Source organism: Bacillota bacterium (genome assembly GCA_013314855.1).
GTDB lineage: Bacteria > Bacillota > Clostridia > Acetivibrionales > DUMC01 > Ch48.
In genome coordinates this window covers 41,171-59,196 of record JABUEW010000005.1, presented here as the reverse complement: position 1 = coordinate 59,196, position 18,026 = coordinate 41,171, and the positions used below count along the sequence as shown (strand labels likewise).

13 protein-coding genes are annotated in these 18,026 nt (G+C 39.9%); 10 read left to right on the top strand and 3 right to left on the bottom strand.

Translation table 11 applies throughout. From position 1 onward, the window contains the following. Nucleotides 1-291: 291 nt before the first annotated feature. The 3 genes from HPY74_01695 (at nt 292) to hisF (ending at nt 5,765) form a co-directional block, all read left to right on the top strand. The gene (locus tag HPY74_01695) at nt 292-4,188 is read left to right on the top strand and encodes a phosphoribosylformylglycinamidine synthase (GenBank protein NSW89391.1); all 3,897 of its coding nucleotides are present in this window, start codon (nt 292-294) and stop codon (nt 4,186-4,188) included. Between the two features lie 125 nt (nt 4,189-4,313). Continuing rightward, nucleotides 4,314-4,922 carry an imidazole glycerol phosphate synthase subunit HisH gene (hisH, locus tag HPY74_01690; protein NSW89390.1) on the top strand — a complete coding sequence of 203 codons (609 nt, stop codon included), beginning with the start codon at nt 4,314-4,316 and terminating at the stop codon, nt 4,920-4,922. 81 nt (nt 4,923-5,003) lie between these two features. Continuing rightward, the gene (hisF, locus tag HPY74_01685; GenBank protein ID NSW89389.1) at nt 5,004-5,765 is read left to right on the top strand and encodes an imidazole glycerol phosphate synthase subunit HisF; all 762 of its coding nucleotides are present in this window, start codon (nt 5,004-5,006) and stop codon (nt 5,763-5,765) included. 146 nt (nt 5,766-5,911) lie between these two features. On the opposite strand, the gene HPY74_01680 is transcribed toward hisF, so the two are convergent. Both HPY74_01680 and HPY74_01675 read right to left on the bottom strand, forming a co-directional pair. Beyond that, entirely contained in the window at nt 5,912-6,295 is a 384-nt protein-coding gene (locus tag HPY74_01680) for a clan AA aspartic protease (protein ID NSW89388.1), read from the bottom strand. Then, nucleotides 6,292-6,549, bottom strand: coding sequence for a hypothetical protein (locus tag HPY74_01675; GenBank protein ID NSW89387.1), 258 nt, complete (start codon nt 6,547-6,549; stop codon nt 6,292-6,294). Before HPY74_01675 ends, HPY74_01680 begins: the two co-directional genes overlap by 4 nt. Nucleotides 6,550-6,934: 385 nt before the next feature. Here HPY74_01675 and guaA point away from each other — a divergent pair, with 385 nt between their 5' ends. From guaA to HPY74_01655, 4 genes are all read left to right on the top strand, one after another. Continuing rightward, on the top strand, nt 6,935-8,470 hold the full coding sequence (guaA, locus tag HPY74_01670; GenBank protein NSW89386.1) for a glutamine-hydrolyzing GMP synthase: 1,536 nt from the start codon (nt 6,935-6,937) through the stop codon (nt 8,468-8,470). A 93-nt stretch (nt 8,471-8,563) separates the two neighbouring features. Beyond that, nucleotides 8,564-9,619 (top strand): carbamoyl phosphate synthase small subunit, encoded by a 1,056-nt coding sequence (locus tag HPY74_01665; protein ID NSW89385.1) that lies wholly within the window; start codon nt 8,564-8,566, stop codon nt 9,617-9,619. Between the two features lie 139 nt (nt 9,620-9,758). Next, the gene (carB, locus tag HPY74_01660; GenBank protein ID NSW89384.1) at nt 9,759-12,965 is read left to right on the top strand and encodes a carbamoyl-phosphate synthase large subunit; all 3,207 of its coding nucleotides are present in this window, start codon (nt 9,759-9,761) and stop codon (nt 12,963-12,965) included. A 57-nt stretch (nt 12,966-13,022) separates the two neighbouring features. Continuing rightward, nucleotides 13,023-13,802 (top strand): NAD+ synthase, encoded by a 780-nt coding sequence (locus HPY74_01655; GenBank protein ID NSW89383.1) that lies wholly within the window; start codon nt 13,023-13,025, stop codon nt 13,800-13,802. Nucleotides 13,803-13,815: 13 nt separating this feature from the next. On the opposite strand, the gene HPY74_01650 is transcribed toward HPY74_01655, so the two are convergent. Next, nucleotides 13,816-14,397, bottom strand: a complete 582-nt coding sequence (locus HPY74_01650) for an ANTAR domain-containing protein (protein NSW89382.1) — start codon at nt 14,395-14,397, stop codon at nt 13,816-13,818. A 358-nt stretch (nt 14,398-14,755) separates the two neighbouring features. On the opposite strand from HPY74_01650, the gene HPY74_01645 reads away from it, so the two are divergent. Genes HPY74_01645 through gatA form a run of 3 tightly spaced genes read left to right on the top strand, consistent with a single transcriptional unit; the run spans nt 14,756 to nt 17,968 of the window. Next, nucleotides 14,756-16,147 carry an amidophosphoribosyltransferase gene (locus tag HPY74_01645; protein ID NSW89381.1) on the top strand — a complete coding sequence of 464 codons (1,392 nt, stop codon included), beginning with the start codon at nt 14,756-14,758 and terminating at the stop codon, nt 16,145-16,147. Between the two features lie 15 nt (nt 16,148-16,162). Then, on the top strand, nt 16,163-16,462 hold the full coding sequence (gatC, locus tag HPY74_01640; protein ID NSW89380.1) for an Asp-tRNA(Asn)/Glu-tRNA(Gln) amidotransferase subunit GatC: 300 nt from the start codon (nt 16,163-16,165) through the stop codon (nt 16,460-16,462). Nucleotides 16,463-16,492: 30 nt separating this feature from the next. Then, complete coding sequence (gene gatA, locus HPY74_01635) at nt 16,493-17,968, top strand: Asp-tRNA(Asn)/Glu-tRNA(Gln) amidotransferase subunit GatA (GenBank protein ID NSW89379.1); 1,476 nt, start codon at nt 16,493-16,495, stop codon at nt 17,966-17,968. The last annotated feature ends 58 nt before the right edge of the window (nt 17,969-18,026 follow it).

The window sequence follows — 18,026 nt, the reverse complement described above, 5'->3', positions numbered from 1 at the left end:
TTCTGACATTTCCACTGATAAAGTTTGCACTGTTAAAGTTTGCACTGTTAAATTCCACCCTTAAATTTGTAAGAGTAATTTCCACTGTCGGATATCGTAGGGGTGGAATTTACTTTTGCAATTGAGTTAAGAAAATAAAATGCGCCCTTTTTTACAAAAACCATTTATTTATGAGCATATTTATGTTATTATTTATAGGAAAACCTTATATCAGAATATTTGCAAGTTTTAAGCTTGATATGATTAAGTAGTAGTAAGATTAAGTATTTATGTTTTTGAGAGGTATTTGCTATGAATTCAAAAGTGAGACGTATTTTTGTTGAAAAGAAAAAAGGTTTTGATATAGAGGCACAGGCACTGTATAAGGATTTAAAATATAACCTTGGGATAAAAAGCCTTGAATATGTGAGGATAATAAACAGGTATGATGTTGAAGGAATTTCTGAAGAAGAATATGAGGCATCCAGAAATACAATATTCTCTGAACCGCCTGTAGATATAATATATGATGAAGTATTTACACTTAAGGAGAATGAGAAAGCATTTGCTGTTGAATACTTACCTGGTCAATATGACCAGAGGGCTGATTCGGCAGCCCAATGCATACAGATAATGACCAGGGGTGAAAGACCCTTATGCCGCACTGCAAAGCTTATTGTGATTAGCGGTGATGTATCGCAACAAGAATTCGATAGGATAAAAAATTACTGTATAAACCCTATTGAAGCAAGGGAAGCATCTTTTGAAAAACCAGAATCACTTGATATCGATATTGAGCCTCCGGCGGATGTAGAAACTTTGGAGGGCTTTACGATGATGGCAAAAGAAGAACTTCTTAGACTTATAGAGGATAGGGGATTTGCCATGTCCCTGGATGACATGGAATTTTGCCAAAACTACTTTAAAAATACAGAAAAAAGAGATCCTACAATAACTGAACTGCGCATGCTGGATACCTATTGGTCTGACCATTGCCGCCACACTACCTTTTTAACAAGAATAGAAAATGTAGAGATTAAGGATGGGAAATATACAGGACCAATAAAAACGGCCTTCGAGAATTATATGAAATCAAGGCAGTTGGTATACAAGGCAATGGAACAGGATAAGGACATTTGCCTGATGGATATTGCCACAATAGCCATGAAGGAGATTAAAATGAAGGGGCTTCTGAATGACTTGGACGAATCGGAGGAGATAAATGCCTGCAGTATTGTTGTAAATGTTGATGTGGACGGAAAAGACGAGGAATGGGTGGTTATGTTCAAGAATGAAACACATAACCATCCGACAGAGATAGAACCTTTCGGTGGTGCCGCTACATGCCTTGGAGGAGCTATCAGGGACCCGTTGTCGGGAAGGGCTTATGTATACCAGGCAATGAGAGTTACAGGAAGCGGAGACCCTAGGGCACCAGTTGAAAAAACTTTACCGGGCAAACTTCCCCAGCGTAAAATAACTATCGGTGCTGCTCAAGGTTTTAGTTCCTATGGTAACCAGGTAGGACTTGCTACAGGTCAGGTAGTGGAGATGTATGATGAAGGTTATGTGGCAAAAAGGATGGAGATAGGGGCGGTTATCGGTGCAGCTCCAAGGCAAAACGTGGTGAGGGGAAAACCGTTGCCGGGCGATGTTGTAATATTGCTTGGAGGAAGGACAGGCCGTGACGGATGCGGAGGAGCTACAGGCTCTTCCAAGGAACATGATGAGCAATCATTATTAAAATGCGGGGCGGAAGTCCAAAAAGGCAATCCTCCGACCGAGAGAAAAATACAAAGGTTGTTTAGGAATCCTTCAGTAAGTAGATTGATAAAGAAATGTAATGATTTTGGTGCAGGCGGTGTGTTAGTTGCTATCGGGGAGCTGGCTGATGGCCTTGAGATAAACTTGGATGCTATACCTAAAAAGTACGAGGGGCTTGACGGTACAGAGCTGGCAATATCAGAATCCCAGGAGAGAATGGCAGTTGTGGTCTCTCCTGAAAATGTAAACCAGTTTATTTCTGAAGCGGCTTTAGAGAACCTTGAAGCTACGCCGGTCGCTTATGTTACTGAAGTGCCCAGGGTTAGAATAAGATGGAGAGGAAAATTAATTGTAGATATCAGCAGGGAGTTTTTGAATACTAATGGAGTGAAGAAAAAGAGCAATGCAGTTATAGTTGCGCCTGATGAAGCAAAAAACTTCTTTAGTATGTTGCCTGATGAGGTATCAATGTATAAGGACGACATTAAGAGTGCCTGGTTGAATAACCTCGGAAGGCTTAATGTTTGTAGCCAGAAAGGACTTGTTGAAAGGTTTGATAGTACTATAGGTGCAGGAACGGTACTGATGCCTTTTGGAGGGAAATGTCAGCTAAGTCCTTCAGAGGGCATGGTCGCGAAAATTCCTCTCCTCGAAGGTGACACATCTACAGGGACTATCATGACTTTTGGGTATAATCCGGTATTATCAAAATGGAGTCCGTTTCATGGGGCGGTTTACGCTATTATCGAAGCAATATCAAAAGTTTGTGCCATTGGAGGAGACTACCGGAGAATAAGGTTGACCTTGCAGGAGTATTTTGAGAAGCTGGGCAAAGTGCCCGAAAAGTGGGGGAAACCATTGTCAGCTTTACTGGGGGCATATTACACACAAATAAGGCTTGGCATACCCTCCATAGGGGGGAAGGACAGTATGTCCGGAACCTTCAAGGATATGGATGTTCCCCCTACATTGGTTGCTTTTGCAGTGGATGTTGCAGATGTAAATTGCATAGTTTCCACAGAGTTTAAAGAAGTGGGGAGCAAGGTTGTTATCCTTCCTCTAAATAGGGATAATAATGAATTGCCTGATTTTGAACAATTAGATAGAAACTATACAAGAATCCATTCCCTTATAAAAGAGGGGAAGGTCCTGGCTTCTTCTACTGTAAAAGCCGGTGGTATTGCTGAAACCATAAGCAAAATGTGTTTTGGCAATATGATTGGTTTTACCTTTGAAAATATAGGGGATTTGGGGCAGCTGTTTGTTCCTGAATATGGCTCTATTATTCTTGAGATTCCGGGGAATGAAGATTCTGATGCCTTATTGGATGGACTGGAATACCGCTTGCTAGGCCATACAAACAGAAAAGCGGAAATAATCATAAATGGTGTGGTCATAAGTCTTAAAGAGGCATTGCACAGTTGGGAGAAGCCCCTTGAGGAGATATTTCCCACAAAGATAGGGACAGAAGAGAAAATAGGGGCAGAAAAATTTAAGGACAATAGTAATTTAGAAATAAAAAGTGATGGAATAAATTGCAAGGAAATTAATGAGGTCCGGATAAATAATGATACGGAATGGTTTGCAAATCAGTGTTTAAGCCGGAATACAGGGCTTAATAAGATAACTTCAAGGATTAGAGTGGCAAAACCCAGGGTGTTTATGCCCGTATTCCCTGGAACTAATTGTGAATATGATACCACAAGGGCTTTTGAAAAAGCCGGTGGACTTGTTGATATAATGGTAATAAGGAATATTACCTCTAAAGACATTGAAGAATCCATTGAGATGATGGCAAAGAAGATAAGTAACTCCCAGATTATTATGCTTCCAGGGGGGTTCAGCGGGGGAGATGAGCCTGATGGTTCAGGCAAGTTTATCGCTACTGCTTTCAGAAATCCTTATATAAAGGAAGCGGTGATGGATCTTTTAAAGGAGCGGGACGGGCTTATACTTGGAATATGTAACGGTTTCCAGGCACTTATAAAGCTTGGACTGGTACCCTACGGGGAAATCAGGGATATGACGGAGGACAGTCCAACCCTTACATTTAATACTATTGGACGCCATGTTTCGCGGATGGTTTATACAAAAGTAGTATCAACCCTTTCGCCCTGGCTTGCCAAAGTGAAACCGGGTGATGTCCATACTATTGCCGTATCCCATGGAGAAGGCAGGTTTATTGCTTCACCGGAACAAGTTTCCGATATGTTTAAAAAAGGACAGGTAGCAACCCAGTACGTGGATTTTGATGGGAAGCCTTCTTATGATATCCGTTTCAACCCCAATGGTTCCGTTATGGCTATTGAAGGCATTACAAGCCCTGACGGCAGGGTATTTGGAAAAATGGGCCACTCTGAAAGAATAGGGAGCAATGTTGCAAAAAACGTGCCGGGTGAAAAGGACCAGAAGCTGTTTGAGGCTGGAGTGGAGTATTTCCTGTAAGGTTTGCAGGAATTTATGATATTATGATATATTCAGGGATATGTTAAGGATATATTTTTAAAGACCAAATAATTAATATTTGATTTAATTGGATTTAATGGTTTGAGTTTTTTACGGAGGTACAAATGATTGCTATTATAGACTATGGTATGGGAAACTTGCGCAGTGTTCAGAAAGCATTTGAGTATACAGGTTATGAAGCGGTAGTTACTAAAGACCCACGCAGGATTTCCGATGCAAGCCATGTTGTACTGCCTGGAGTGGGCGCTTTTGCAGATGCTTTTGAAAACTTAGAAAAAACAGGCTTGCTTGAGAGCATATATAAAGCTGTAGAGAGTGGGAAACCTTTCTTAGGCATATGCCTGGGATTGCAGCTTTTGTTTGAGAAAAGCCATGAGGGAGGACTATTTGGAGGGCTTTCGCTTTTACCTGGAGAAGTAAAAAGGCTCCCGAAAAATCTTAATATAAAGATACCCCACATGGGGTGGAACGAGTTAAAATATAAGGAAAATCCCATTTTTAACAACCTGGAAAATCCCTCTTATGTTTATTTTGTCCATTCCTATTATGTAAAACCGGAAAATCAGGAGCATGTTATTGGAACTACCTTTTATGGCATGGATATTTCGGTGGCGGTTAACAGGGAAAATATATATGGACTTCAGTTCCATCCTGAAAAGAGCGGAAATGAAGGACTTAAAATACTGGTGAATTTTGCAAAGCTTAAGTATTAGGAACATATAGACCTTTGGACTTATCGACATATTGACTTGCTGAAAATATCGGCAGAGTATTAACTATAAGGGGGGAATTTGATGCTTACAAAACGTGTTATCCCTTGCCTGGATGTTAATGAAGGAAGGGTTGTAAAAGGTGTTAATTTTGTTAATCTGCGGGATGCAGGAGACCCTGTGGAAATTGCAAAAACATACAATGAGGCCGGTGCTGATGAGCTGGTTTTCCTTGATATAACTGCATCAGCGCAAGAACGAAAGATTATGCTGGATGTGGTTGAAAGGACTGCCGAACAGGTTTTTATCCCCTTGACGGTGGGTGGCGGTATACGGGAATTATCGGACTTCCGCGATATTTTGAAGGCCGGGGCCGACAAAATCTCTATCAATTCTGCAGCCATACGCAATCCGGAATTAATAAACCAGGCAGCTTGGCGATTCGGCAGCCAGTGTGTAGTGGTTGCCATTGATGCAAAACTTCGCCAGCATAAAAAAGGTTGGGATGTCTATATTAACGGAGGAAGGATAAATACTAGTAAAGATGCAGTAGAGTGGGCCATGGAAGCGGAACGAAGAGGAGCGGGGGAGATACTTCTTACAAGCATGGATACCGACGGTACAAAAAACGGGTACGACATAGCTTTAACCAAGGCAGTATCTGAAGCTGTAAACATTCCTGTTATTGCATCGGGTGGTGCTGGAAAGCTTGAACATTTTTATGACGTAATTGTAGAAGGCGGAGCTGATGCTGTGCTGGCTGCGTCACTTTTCCACTATGGTGAGCTTTCAATAGCCCAGGTGAAGCACTACCTTGAAGGGCGCGGAATTCCGGTAAGGAAATAATCTGATCGAATCAGTCCTGGAAATAACATAAGCTAATAAAATAACCTAACCCGGAAAGCAACTTAAAATAGGTGTGATGGAAAGATTTTGTTAACAATCGGTAAAGGTATGGGATCAGATGCTTATCCCCTAATGCTAATGAATTTTCATTTCTTTTTAATAGTTAAATTTTCCATGTCTAAAACAGCTTTATTTTGAAGCAGAAAATCCATACCAATAATTCCATTGATATCAAACCCATAGTTCATCCCGCCAACTTCTATGGTAAAGTCTTCTACAAACAAATCCCCTATCTGTATTCTATCAACTGTTTTAGTTATCACAAGTTCGGTCCCGCCTACGCCTCTAATGGTTTCTACAGTATCACGTTCATCAATCTCGAGACCTATCTCCGCTAATTTATCAAAGCTCAATATAGTTCCGGCCGAACCTGTATCAACTAAGACTTTTGAAAGAATAGTAACAGCTTGTTTATAAGTTACTTGAAGATTAACAAACGGGAGTCCATCAATAATCTGCATCCTGCTCATGCTCTACGAACCCCCATCCAAAGCTTTTCCTTTATCTCTAGCTCTTTATTACTGGTGCTAAAAATAAATAGCTCTCTTTCAGGATTTTGCTTATGCAGTTCAATGTACTTTCTCATTGCCTCTGTTCCTGACTCGAAAGTATTTAGTACAGCCATATCCTCAATGATTCTTTTACCCTGTTCCGAATGAGCAACTATTGCTTCAAATAACACCCAAGTGTTAGGATAATTGTCTCTTACCTGTTCCCACTTCATTACTAACACCTCTTTTATTAAATTACCTGTTTTTATTATAGCACAAATTAATGAATATTGTAATTACGAATTAATTATTTTATTCTAATACTACTATGTTGATTTACCAATAACCTTTACCTTGCATTACCAGTGAAAAAAGGTTTAAAACCATGTAAAATATAATACGAGCTATAAAATTCTATAAGAATTGAAGCTATTTAAAGATAAATCTAATTTATTGAGATAGGGGAAGGAATAATATCATTGATGATAGTAAATTTACTTGAATGTAGTAATGAATAACCCCATATAAATAATACTTATCTACCATATTACAATTGATGATTTTACTATTATGTTACCCTATAGTATAATATATGGGAAAATGAAAGGGGTTTTATACTTGAATAATGAGCTTGTGTTAATTCTTGATTTTGGAGGTCAATACAACCAGTTAATTGCAAGAAGAGTAAGAGAGTCTAACGTTTATTGCGAGATATTTCCTTATAATATTTCAATTGATAAAATTAAAAATTTAAATCCGAAAGGAATTATTTTTACAGGGGGCCCTGCATCAGTTACTGATAAAGGGGCTCCTTTTTGTAATGCAGAAGTTTTTAAACTGGGCATTCCAATCCTTGGAATATGCTACGGTATGCAGCTTATGAGCGTTATGCTGGGCGGGGAAGTTGCCATGGCCGAACAAAGGGAATACGGAAGCACGGAAATAAACTTAAATTCATTAAGCCGGCTTTTTTCCGGTATAGAAGAGAAAACCACCTGCTGGATGAGCCACACATATTATGTAAGCAGGCTGCCGGAGGGCTTCAGAGTTATAGCCGGTTCGGCAAATTGTCCAGTGGCAGCCATGGAAGATGAAAAAAACAAATTTTACGGAGTGCAGTTTCATCCCGAAGTCGTGCATACCCCGGCAGGTAAAGCCATGCTGGAGAATTTTCTCTTCAGAATATGCCGCTGCTCGGGCGATTGGAAAATGTTATCCTTCGTTGAAAGTGCAATAAGCGACATAAGAAAAAAAGTAGGTAATAAATCGGTGCTTTGTGCCCTTTCAGGAGGAGTGGATTCATCTGTGGCAGCTGTGCTGGTGCATAAGGCAGTAGGTGAGCAGCTTATCTGTATATTTGTGGATAACGGCCTGCTTAGAAAATTTGAAGGTGACCAGGTTGAAAAGGTATTTAGGAACCAATTCAATATTAACCTTGTAAGGGTGGATGCAGGAGAGAGATTTCTTGGCAGACTTAAAGGAGTTATAGAGCCTGAAATGAAAAGAAAAATAATTGGTGAGGAATTTATCCGGGTGTTTGAAGAAGAAGCTAAAAAGATAGGAAAAGTTGATTACCTGGTGCAGGGAACCATATACCCCGATGTTGTTGAAAGCGGCTTAGGAGACGCAGCAGTAATAAAAAGCCATCATAACGTGGGTGGTCTGCCCACCAATATAGAGTTTAAAGAAATTATAGAACCGTTAAGAAATCTTTTTAAAGATGAGGTCAGAAAGGTTGGAAGGGAGCTTGGCATTCCGGATGAGATAGTGTTAAGACAGCCTTTCCCAGGACCAGGCCTTGCAATAAGGGTAATGGGGGAGGTAACCAGGGATAAACTTGAGATTGTGAGAGAATCAGATTACATTTTCCGAGAAGAAATTGCCAAAGCCGGACTTTCAAGTGACATAAACCAGTATTTTACTGTCCTGACAGGCATAAAAACTGTAGGTGTTATGGGGGATGAGAGGACATACGACTATGTCGTTGCTTTAAGGGCAGTTACCACTACGGATTTTATGACGGCAAACTGGGCAAAAATTCCATATGAAGTATTAGAAAGGGTATCCAACAGAATTGTGAATGAGATTAAAAACGTAAATAGGGTATTATACGATATAACAAGCAAACCTCCCGCTACTATAGAATGGGAGTAAAGTACCGGATATGTATTAAAGCATGAAAATGTATATTGCTGAGAAATATGTTATTAAGCTAACAATAGTACAGTTAAGAAAGGAGAAAATTAAGTGGGATTTTTAATATTAGAAGATGGAACTGCATTTAATGCAGTTTTTTTTGGGGCTGAAAACAAAGTAATCGGCGAAGTGGTATTTAATACAGGTATGACTGGCTACCAGGAGGTTTTGACAGATCCGTCCTATTGTGGACAGATAGTAGTAATGACCTTTCCGCTAATAGGAAATTATGGTATAAATGAGCTTGACGTTGAATCTGAAGGGCCCAAAGTGAAAGGATTTATTGTCCGGGAAGCTTGTAGAAAACCTAGTAACTGGATGTCAGGGGGAACTCTAGAAGAGTATCTTCGCAAGAATAACATAGCAGCTGTTGAAGGGGTCGATACGAGGACCTTGACTAAAAAGATAAGAGACAGGGGGACCATGGTGGGACTTCTCACGCCTGATATTCCTACAGAGGAAGATATTTTTCAGCTCAGGAATTACAGCTTCCGACATCCTGTTGAGCAGGTTACTACAAAACATGCATATACAATTCCAGGAGAAGGATATCACATAGCAGTAATGGACTTTGGAGTCAAGAAAAACATTCTCGTATCTCTTCAGCACAGAAACTGTCATATAACGGTATTTCCGGCAAGGGCAGGAGCCGAGGAAATTCTTGGCTGCGAACCTGATGCTATTGTACTGACTAATGGCCCCGGTGACCCGAAAGATAATATGGAAGCGGTAGAGACTATAAAGAAACTTATAGATTGTAAACCGATTTTTGGAATTTGCTTGGGGCACCAGCTGCTGGCACTGGCATCAGGTGCAGATACGGAGAAATTGAAATATGGCCACAGAGGCTGCAACCATCCTGTAAAGGATTTAACAAGTGGGCGCACATATATTACATCCCAAAATCATGGCTATACGGTAAAGGATGGGTCCGTTGACACTAAAAAGATTGAAATAACTCATCGAAATCTTAATGATGGCACAATCGAAGGGATGAAGTATAAAAGTAGGCCGGTTTTCAGCGTTCAGTTCCACCCGGAAGCCTGCCCGGGTCCTAACGATACAAATTTTCTTTTCGATGAATTCTTGAAGTTGGTAGGTGGTTAAATAATTGTAGTAAACTAGAGGCTTTCAGCCGGTAAGTTTTATTGCTTTAAAAATAAACCGCCTTAATATAATCGCCGCACTATAGTGCTGGTGTCGTTAAATAACGGGAATAGTTAATTAAGTAGAGAGGAGATTATACGTGCCAAAGAAAAAAGATATTAATACAGTATTAGTTATTGGGTCAGGACCAATAATAATTGGACAGGCAGCAGAATTTGACTATGCCGGAACCCAAGCATGCCGGGCATTAAAAGAGGAAGGTGTGCGTGTAATCCTGGCCAACAGCAATCCTGCCACTATAATGACGGATATGCATATGGCTGACAGGGTGTATATAGAGCCTTTAACAGCAAGGGTAATCAAGAACATTATAATAAAGGAAAAACCAGACAGCATACTTCCTACCCTTGGAGGGCAAACGGGACTGAATTTGGCAATGGAGCTTGCAGAAAGCGGGTTTCTTGACGAGCAAAATGTAAAACTACTTGGGACTTTAGCTGATTCAATCAGAAAGGCTGAAGACAGAGAAATGTTCAAAAAAACCATGGAAGAAATAGGGGAACCTGTTATACAAAGTGTTGTTGCCAGTAATGTGGAAAAAGCCCTTGAATTTGCTGACGAGGCAGGATACCCGGTTATTGTACGTCCTGCCTACACCTTGGGTGGGACCGGGGGAGGTATTGCAAAAAATGCAGAGGAACTAGAAAGAATTGCTGCTGATGGAATCAGGTCAAGCCGGGTTAATCAGGTTTTAATAGAAAAATCCGTGGCAGGATGGAAGGAGATAGAATATGAGGTTATCCGCGACAGTAAAGGCAATTGCATAACGGTTTGCAACATGGAAAACATTGATCCTGTAGGTATACACACAGGAGACAGTATTGTTGTGGCACCTTCGCTGACCCTACGGGATAGGGAATACCAAATGCTAAGGACGGCTTCTATCAAGATTATCAGTGCACTTGGAATTGAAGGCGGATGTAACATACAGTTTGCACTAGATCCGGAAAGTATGAAATACTATGTTATCGAAGTAAATCCAAGAGTAAGCCGGTCAAGTGCCCTAGCTTCTAAAGCTACAGGGTATCCTATCGCAAAAGTGGCTACAAAAATTGCCCTGGGCTATAGTCTGGATGAGATACAAAATAATGTAACAGGTAAAACTTTTGCCTGTTTTGAACCGGCCCTTGATTATGTAGTGGTAAAAATCCCTAGATGGCCTTTTGACAAATTTGTTAAAGCGGATACCTCACTGGGAACCAGAATGAAGGCTACAGGAGAAGTGATGGCTATAGGAACAACCTTTGAGATGGCCTTGATGAAAGCAGTACACTCCTTGGAACTTGGTATTGACTCGCTGGAAATGGTACACCTGTCAAATTTAAGTAAAGAAGAAATAGCCAAAAAGTTGGAAGAAAAAACTCATGAACGCTTATTTGTAGTTGCGGAAGCTTTACGGAGAGGAATTCCGGTGGATGAAGTAAACCGGAAAACTCAGATTGACCCCTTCTTTCTTTATAAATTTTTAAATATAGTAGAATTGGAAGAAAAATTGAAAAAATTATCATTTGAGCAGCTTGACAGAGAAACCCTGAAATCTTGCAAAGATAAAGGCTTTTCAGATGAGGCAATTGCCAGGTTTTTGAAAGCAAAAACAAAAGACATCCGTAAAAATAGAGAAGAGTGGGGAGTAATACCTGCCTATAAAGTGGTGGATACGTGTGCTGCGGAGTTTGAAGCAGTAAGTCCCTATTACTATTCTTCCTACGGGCAAGAAAATGAAGTAAATCCGGGAACAAAGGGAAAGGTGGTGGTAATAGGTTCAGGACCTATTAGAATCGGCCAGGGAATTGAATTTGACTACTGTTCTGTTCATTGCATCTGGGCATTAAAGAAACTAGGTTATGAAGCTGTCATAATAAACAATAATCCCGAAACTGTCAGCACAGATTTTGATGTTTCAGACCGTCTGTATTTTGAGCCCTTGACACCGGAATATGTACTGAATATACTTGATAAAGAAAAGCCTGATGGTGTAATGGTCCAGTTTGGAGGCCAGAGTGCCATTAAACTTGCAAAAGCAGTTCATGAAGCAGGTTATAAAATTCTGGGCACTCAGATGGAATACATTAACAAGGCTGAGGACAGGGAAGAATTTGATACACTGCTTGGTGAGCTTGGAATAACAAGGCCTGCGGGAGATACGGTATTTACCGTTGAAGAAGCGGTCAATACTGCTGAAAGGTTGGGGTATCCGGTACTGGTAAGACCTTCATATGTACTTGGAGGACAGGGAATGGAAATTGCCTATAATATGGAGGATATAATTGAATATATGGAGATAATCAACAGGACCAGGCAGGAACATCCTATATTAATTGACAAATATATTATTGGCAGAGAAGTGGAAGTAGATGCCATTTGTGACGGTGAAGACATCCTTATTCCAGGAATAATGGAGCATATTGAGAAGGCGGGAATACATTCGGGTGACAGCATATCTGTATATCCTTCCGTAAATATACCTAATCATATTATAGAGCAAATTGTGGAATGGACTAAAAAGCTCATGATATCTCTGCAGGTAAAAGGCCTTATAAATATACAGTTTATAGAACATAATGGAAAACTATACGTAATTGAGGTAAATCCCCGTTCAAGCCGTACAGTGCCCTATATCAGCAAAGTAACGGGAATACCGATGGTTGAGCTGGCAACCAGGGCAATGCTGGGAGAAAAATTAAGAGACATGGGTTACATGACAGGCCTTTATCCTTCGAAGGGTATGGTGGCTGTAAAAGTGCCGGTGTTCTCTTTTGATAAGCTGCCTATGGTTGAAGTGAGCTTAGGTCCTGAAATGAAGTCTACAGGTGAAGTATTGGGTATTGGCAGAAGCCTGTACGAAGCATTATATAAGGGATTAACGGCAGCAGGATATGCCTTCCCTGAAAAAGGGACTGTTTTGATTACAGTTGCAGATATTTACAAACAGGAAGCTATTTCCGTTGCTGAAGAATTTCAAAAAATAGGCTTCCATATACTTGCAACTGAAGGTACTGCCAGGGTTTTAAACTTGAATGGAATAAAGGCTGAAGCTATCAATAAGGTGAGCCAATCCGGACCTAACATTAGTGATGCAATAAGGAAAAGAGAAATAAACATAATAGTTAATACTCCTACTCGTGGAAGAGTTCCTCAAAGGGATGGATTCAAAATAAGGAGGTTGGCGGTGGAAAACTCAATACCATGCTTGACATCATTGGACACGGCGCGAGCTTTTATTAACTCTTTTAAATTGCATATGGAAGGTAAAAACCAGGATGTGATTTGTTTAAATGACATCTGATTTTAACCTATATAAAGTCTATTTTAATCAAAATAAAACAGAATGGAGTGATAATGTATGTATAAAAAATTATCGGAACAGCTTATAAAGTGGATATACAACCAGGTAAAGGAGGCCGGTGCTAAAGGTTGTGTGTTAGGAATAAGTGGAGGGGTGGATTCTGCAGTAGTGGCAGCTTTATGCATGAAAGCTTTTCCTGACAACGTTCTGGGACTTCACATGACCTGTTATAGTGCACCCCAAGATACTGTTGATGCGAGGCTTATTGCACAACACATTAAACTCAACTATAAAGAAATTAGCCTTGAGAAGGTTTATGATTGTATGATGGAAGCGTTGACTACAATCAGAACAGGTGAGGAATCCAAAATGCCTGGGGGAGAATCCCGGCCTACAGGCGACGCAGAGAAGCTTGCATCAAGCAATATAAAACCCAGGCTTAGAATGATTACGCTATACTATTATGCTAACCTCTATAATTATCTTGTTGTGGGAACAGGCAACAGGAGTGAGCTGGAAATTGGTTATTTCACAAAGTATGGGGATGGAGGGGTTGATATACTGCCTTTAGGTGGACTTGTCAAAACCCAGGTGTGGGAACTGGCAAAGCATCTTGGCATACCTGATGAAATAATACGTAAGCCTCCAACTGCTGGTTTATGGGCTGGTCAGACTGATGAGGGTGAATTGGGCTTCACATATAAACAACTGGACGAAGTTCTTCTTACGGGAACTGGTGATGAAAGAATTGTTGAAGAGGTGAAAAGACGAAGGATTATTAGCAAGCATAAAATCAGGATGCCATCCATACCAGACATAAAAATTCTCGATAAATAAAGAAACTGTAAGTCTAATTATCTATTTGATGAGCTAGAATGATTGCTCTTGCTAATTCACGCAAGGGTATACCTCTATCCATACTCTGTTTTTGTAACAACCTGTAGGCTTCGCTTTCCGACAGGTTATTTTTTTCCATTATAATACCCTTAGCCTTCTCGATAAGCTTTCTGTCTTCTAATGTTTCCTTTAGTTTTTTTATTTCTTCTTTAAGGCTCATTATTTTATGGTAGCTTATCAAGGATAGCTGAATAGTTTGCAGCAATGCGGATTTAGTGATTGGGCGTTGAAGAAACGCAATGCCCTTAGGATGTTCAACATCGATCCATAGACTGTCTTTATCTGAGTTAGTTATTACGATAACCGGGGCAATACCATCTTCTTCCGCGATTTCTGCAATCCGAACACCGTTTATTCCCGGAAGGTCACTATCTGCAATAATTAAGTCAGGGCGAAGGGTTCTTATACGCCTTATGGCTGATGCCCCATCAGTAGATTCATCTATGACAGTAAACCCATAATGTACTAAAAAAGATTTAATTTTTTTCATCTCTTCAATTTGACCAAGAGCAAGACATATTCTAATTCCAACCATATAAAATTTCCTTTAATATGCCAATAGCTTGAATATAAAATAATTTTCAATTTATTATACTGTTTTATAATCTGCTTTGCAATAGGAATTTGAAAATGCGCTTATTTGAAAATGTATTGCTAAATTAGGACATTATGATATTATAAGTAAGTAGATGTAAAAGTAGCATGGTAGATTACAGTTTGCTTATTTATAAGTTTAGCTTATTTATAGTATCACAATTATTAATTTTGACAATACACCATGCTATAGTATAATGTATTAGTAAAAAAGGGTAGGAAAGAGAAAATTAAGCTAAAATTCTGCAAGAATCAGGATAGCAGTACCAAAAGAGAAACTAAACTTAAGAAGGGAAAAAATGACTGGTAAAAAAGTTGTTTTAATGGATAAATTAAAAGAAGAATGTGGAGTATTTGGTATATACAGCAGAGATGGCCATGATACTGCCAGGCTTACCTATTATGCACTTTATGCTCTTCAACACCGTGGACAGGAAAGTGCCGGGATTGCAGTTAATCGCAATGGAGAAATAATTTACTATAAAGATATGGGGCTTGTGCCGGAGGTTTTCAATGATACAGTATTAAATGGCCTCAAAGGTAACTCAGCGGTAGGACATGTGCGGTACTCTACTACAGGAGCCAGTATAAAAGAAAATGTGCAACCACTGGTTATAAAGTATATAAGTGGACAGATGGCACTTTCACATAACGGCAACCTATTAAATACATTGCAGTTGAGAAAAGAACTTGAAGAAAAAGGTGCCATATTTCACACAACGTGTGATTCAGAGATTATTGCAAGCCTAATTTCTATGTACAGCATTGAAAGTGGGACTATTGAAGAGGCAATAGAGAAAGTGATGAGGGAAGTAAAGGGAGCGTATTCACTAGCAATACTTACTGGCGAGGGGCTTATTGGAATAAGGGATCCATATGGAATCAGGCCCTTATGTTTAGGAAGGTTACAAAACTCACACGTGATAGCATCCGAATCCTGTGCACTGGATGCGGTTGGTGCTGAATTTATACGGGACATAAACCCGGGAGAGGTTGTATTAATAGGAAATAACGGCATTGAATCTATCCGGATGAAAGCTCCGGAAAGGACAGGATTGTGTATTTTTGAATACGTTTATTTTGCAAGGCCGGACAGTATAATTGATGGGGCAAGTGTTTACCGGGCAAGGATTGAAGCAGGAAAGCAGCTTGCAATAGAACATCCGGCAGAAGCGGATTTAGTAATAGGTGCGCCTGATTCAGGATTGACTGCAGCCTTAGGTTTTTCAATCCAGTCAGGTATTCCTTATGGGCAAGGGCTTTTGAAAAACAGATATGTTGGAAGAACTTTTATACAACCAGCTCAGAAACAGCGGGAAATGGGTGTATCAATAAAATTTAATGCTATAAAAAAAGCTGTGGAAGGGAAAAGTATTGTTATGGTAGATGACTCCATTGTGAGGGGGACTACTACAAGGAGAATAGTTCAAATGCTTAAAAATGCGGGAGCTAAGAAAGTCCATATGAGAGTGAGTTCTCCTCCGGTAAGGTATCCGTGTTATTTGGGCATAGACACTCCGTCAAAGAAACAACTTGTTGCGTCGTCCTGCTCCGTGGAGGAAATCAGGGAAATGATAGGTGCTGACAGCCTGGGTTACTTAAGCCTTGAAGGGTTGCTTAAAACACCGGTAGGTGTGAAATGTGGTTTGTGCACCGGATGTTTTAATAACCAATATCCCGTGGAAGTGTGAGGGGAGGTGTATAGAATGGCAATAACAAGAGAAATTATAGAATATATTGCCGGACTGGCAAGATTGCAGCTTGACGAAAAGGATAAGGAAGAAATGGTTATTGAAATAAGCAAAATTATCGCATATTTTGATAAACTTAAAGAGATGGATACATCAAACATAGATGCAATGGAATATCTGAGTATGGATGAAGATATGGATGGAAATGTTTTAAGAGATGATGTGATTACTGAGTCTTATGATAGAAAAGATTTACTTTGTGGGGCTGAAGAAGAGGAATTGGGATACTTTATTGTTCCTAGGGTTGTAGAATAATAGTTACTCTGCGAGAATGGAGGAAGAGTTGTGGAATTTCATGAACTCACAATAAGTAGTTTAAGCAGCCTTATAAATAAAAAAGAGATTAGCGTGCCTGAATTAACAAGGTACATGCTGGATAGGATAGGGAAACTGGATTCAGAATTCGGGTGTTATATAAGTGTTGTCGAAGAACAGGCCATGGAACAAGCAGTTAAGGTCCAGGAGAAGTTGGATAAAGGTGCTTTGAATTCTCCCTTGGCAGGAATCCCTATGGCTGTTAAAGACAATATTTGTACCAAAGGTATACCTACTACATGTGCTTCTAAAATGCTGAGTAATTTTGTTCCTCCATATGACGCTCATGTAGTAAAAAAACTTTATGATAGCGGGGCAGTGCTTTTAGGAAAAATTAATATGGATGAGTTTGCCATGGGAAGCTCTACAGAAAGCTCTTATTTCAAAAAGACAAAAAACCCCTGGGATACCGAAAGAGTGCCGGGAGGTTCAAGCGGAGGCTCAGCAGCTGCTGTAGTTGCAGGAGAAGCAGTGTATTGCCTTGGGTCGGACACAGGAGGTTCTATAAGGCAACCGGCTTCATTCTGTGGGTGTGTAGGCTTAAAACCAACCTATGGTTTAATTTCAAGGTTTGGGCTTATAGCTTATGCGTCTTCTTTTGACCAGATTGGGCCTTTGACCAAAACTGTTGCTGATTGTGCCATAGTGCTTAACGCAATAGCAGGCTATGACCCTATGGATTCTACTTCTTTAAGAAGAGAGCATCCTGACTATACAAAAACCCTTATAGATGATGTTAAAGGCATGAAAATCGGTATACCGAGAGAATTCATAGACGATAGTGTGGAAAAGGATGTCAGAGATGCTGTACTTAATGCTGTTCGGATATTTACAGGTTTAGGTGCTGAATGTGAGGAAATTTCCATTCCGGTAATGGAATATGTTGTTCCGGCTTATTATATTATAGCTCTTGCAGAAGCCAGTTCCAACCTTGCCAGGTATGATGGAATTAAATTCGGATATAGGGCTTCAGGCTGCAAAGATTTGATAGACTTTTGCAAGCGAACCAGGAGTGAAGGTTTTGGAACTGAAGTAAAGAGGCGTATCCTTTTAGGAACTTATGTATTAAGTTCCGGTTATTATGATGCGTATTATAAAAAAGCACTTAAAGCAAGGACAGTTATAACCCAGGAGTTTAACAGAGCTTTTGAAAAATGTGATATAATTATCGGGCCTGTAACACCTACAACAGCTTTTAAAATAGGTGAAAAAATTAATGATCCGCTTAAAATGTATATGGGAGATATATTTACAGTTCCCGTTAATATTGCCGGACTTCCAGCTATGTCTATCCCCTGTGGTATGGACAGTAAGTCTATGCCGATAGGGCTTCAGCTCATAGGAAAGCGTTTTGATGAAACAACAATCCTTAGAGCGGCTTATACCTTTGAACAAAATACTGAGTTTCATAAGAATAGGCCTGTGTTAAACGGATCAAATATATGATTTGATATGATTGATTTATTGATATGATATGATTCGATGTGATTCGATATGATTTGAG